Below are 885 nucleotides of genomic sequence, written 5' to 3'. Positions count from 1 at the left end.
TAGATCTCCTGCGAAAGTCATTATTGCAAGTTTATCCGGTTTACGAGTGCAGCAATTAAGTTAATGCGTAAGCCGAATCTTTTCCGTCTATTTCGATAGCGTTCACTTAATATTCTAAATGTTTTCAATTGACTATTAATGTGTTCGATCACAACTCGTATTTTTCCAACCATTTTATTGTACTTTTTCTCAACATCAAATAAAGGTAAATTCTTCTTTTTCTTTATTGGCATCAATAATTTAAAGCCATCTTGCTCTAATCCGTAGTACCCTAGATCAGTCATAACATATTCACAATGTTTGAATTTCTTAACCGTTTTTCTTGCCAATTTAATGTCATGCTGACTGCCATTCGATATATCTAGCCCTATGATTTGTTTGCTGTTCGGATGATAGATCACTTGTACTTTTAGCGTATATTTCTTCTTTTTACCACTGTAGAATTTACTCTGATTTTTTTTTCGGACGTTCTATTGAACATTCTGTCGCATCAATAATTACCCAGTTAAAGTGTTCGTCTGCCGTGGTAATGCTTCGTTTTGGCAGAGTAAAACGTCTTGATTTCATCAATGCATCTTCAACCTTTTTAATGGTTCGATTCACATTACTTTCAGCGATATGGTAATTTGCCGCTAATTCCAGTTGAGTGCTGTAGTTCCGTAAGTAATTGAGAGTTAATAACAACTGATCCTCTATATCTAAAGTATGAGGACGACCTGATTTCTTTTTGAGTGATTCTGCTTTTTCTAAAACCTCTACCATTTCAGTAAAAACATGTCGAGGTACGCCAACCAAGCGTTTGAATTCAGAATCTGAAAAACGATTTAATTTCTGATATCTCATGAAATTTATATTGAGGTGGTTTTTACTTTCGCAAGAGGTCTA

Annotated in this window: 1 protein-coding gene; it reads right to left on the bottom strand. The window is 34.5% G+C overall.

All coding sequences use genetic code 11. The features are described from left to right. Window positions 1-20: 20 nt before the first annotated feature. Window positions 21-843, bottom strand: a protein-coding gene (locus tag MF4642_RS16540; protein WP_094148576.1) for an IS5 family transposase whose coding sequence is annotated in 2 segments (ribosomal slippage) — window positions 21-461 and window positions 463-843 — 822 coding nt in all. Because the reading frame shifts where the segments join, the coding sequence is not laid out codon by codon here. Between the last annotated feature and the right edge of the window lie 42 nt (window positions 844-885).

It is taken from the genome of Acinetobacter sp. MF4642, from assembly GCF_002018925.1.
GTDB classification, from domain to species: Bacteria; Pseudomonadota; Gammaproteobacteria; order Pseudomonadales; family Moraxellaceae; genus Acinetobacter; species Acinetobacter johnsonii.
Note: the sequence above shows the minus strand (reverse complement) of the source record. Positions and strands in the feature narration are given on the sequence as shown.